This is a genomic window from Variovorax sp. KK3, from assembly GCF_001984055.1.
Taxonomy (GTDB): domain Bacteria; phylum Pseudomonadota; class Gammaproteobacteria; order Burkholderiales; family Burkholderiaceae_C; genus Variovorax.
Window position 1 is genome coordinate 1 of the sequence record NZ_LYVO01000172.1, and the last position, 1,650, is coordinate 1,650.

The 1,650-nt window shown below is 66.7% G+C and carries 2 protein-coding genes; both read left to right on the forward strand.

Translation table 11 applies throughout. The annotated features are described in order from the left end of the window. On the forward strand, positions 1 to 712 hold a 712-nt coding region (locus B0W80_RS33980; RefSeq protein WP_077003531.1), incomplete at its 5' end, for a DMT family transporter. Positions 713 to 734: 22 nt separating this feature from the next. Beyond that, entirely contained in the window at positions 735 to 1,526 is a 792-nt protein-coding gene (locus tag B0W80_RS33985; RefSeq protein ID WP_077003532.1) for an SDR family oxidoreductase, read from the forward strand. The last annotated feature ends 124 nt before the right edge of the window (positions 1,527 to 1,650 follow it).

Genomic DNA, 1,650 nt, shown 5'->3' on the forward strand with positions numbered 1-1,650 from the left:
GGCCAGGCCGGCGTTGACGGCGCGCGACTGGATGGGCGTGTTCGGCCTGGGCTTTTCGGGCTACTACCTGTCGAGCTTTCTCGACTTCGCCGGCCTGGCCTACGTCACCGCCAATCTCGAACGGCTGATCCTGTACCTGAACCCGACGCTCGTGCTGCTGTTCGGCTGGATCGCTTTCCGGCGCCGGATCACGCGTGGGCAGATGTTCGGCATGGCCATCAGTTACTCGGGCGTGATGGTGGTCTTCGGCCATGAACTCGGACTGGGCCAGAGCACCTCGGCGGCGTGGGGCACGCTGTTGATTTTCCTGAGCGCGGTGAGTTATTCGATCTACCTCGTGGCCAGCGGCGAGTTCGTCAAGCGGCTGGGCTCGCTGCGCCTGGTGGGGCTGGCGACCAGCGTGGCCTGCGTGCTGTGCATCGTGCAGTTTTTGTTGCTGCGGCCGGTGGAAGTCGCCTTGCAGGTGGCGCCCGCGGTCATCTGGCTGTCGGTGCTCAATGCGACTGCATGCACCGCGTTGCCGGTGCTCGCGGTGATGATGGCCGTCGAGCGCGTCGGGCCCGCAATGACGGCGCAAACGGGCATGATCGGGCCCCTGTCGACCATCGTGCTGAGCGCGCTGATCCTCGGGGAGCCTTTCACGGTATGGATCGCAGCCGGCACGGCGCTGGTCATCGCCGGCATATTTGTTTTCACACGGCTCGGGCGTTGAATGCCCCTCGAAGGAAATCGTCATGGATCTGGGAATCAAGGGTAGAACGGCGCTGGTGTGCGGCGCCAGCAAAGGCCTGGGCTACGGCTGCGCCGAGGCGCTGGTGCGCGAGGGCGTGAACGTCGTGGTGGTGGCGCGCGGTGCCGAGGCCCTGGCCGATGCGGCGACGAGGCTGGAGGCCGCGGCCGGTCATGGCGGGCCTTGGGTCAAGACCCTGGCCGCCGACATCACGACGGCCGATGCGCGCGCCGCGGTCTTCGCGCTGCATCGGGACTTCGACATCGTCGTCACCAACGCGGGCGGCCCGCCGCCCGGCGACTTCCGCGACTGGGACCGCGAGGCCTGGATCAAGGCGGTGGACGCCAACATGCTGACGCCCATCGAACTGATCAAGGCCACCGTGGACGGCATGGCGGACCGCGGCTTCGGCCGCATCGTCAACATCACGTCGAGCTCGGTGAAGGCGCCGATCGACATCCTGGGCTTGTCCAATGGCGCCCGCAGCGGGCTCACCGGCTTCGTCGCCGGTGCTGCGCGCACGGGCATCGCGGCGAAGGGCGTGACCATCAACAACCTGCTGCCGGGCGCCTTTGAAACCGACCGGCTGAAGGGCACCATGGCGGGCGCTGCAAAGAAGTCGGGGCAAGACTTCGACACGGTGTGGGAAAGCCGCAAGAAGAACATCCCGGCGCGGCGCTTCGGCACGCCGTCGGAGTTCGGGTCGATCTGCGCGTTTCTTTGCAGCGTTCAGGCGGGGTATCTGAATGGGCAGAACATCTTGGCGGATGGCGGGGCTTATCCGGGGACTTACTGATCCTTTGTGACTTGCCTTTTGCTTGCGGGGACGTAGCCCAGGCTCCACGGCGCAAGGGGCTGCGCGCTGCAAAGGCGGCTGCGGGTGTGCCGGCATCGCTTCACTGTGGCGGCCTCCGCTTCGC

Coding starts and splice junctions, on each gene's coding strand:
- B0W80_RS33985 (WP_077003532.1), top strand. CDS start 735: ATGGATCTGGGAATCAAGGGTAGAACGGCGCTGGTGTGCGGCGCCAGC.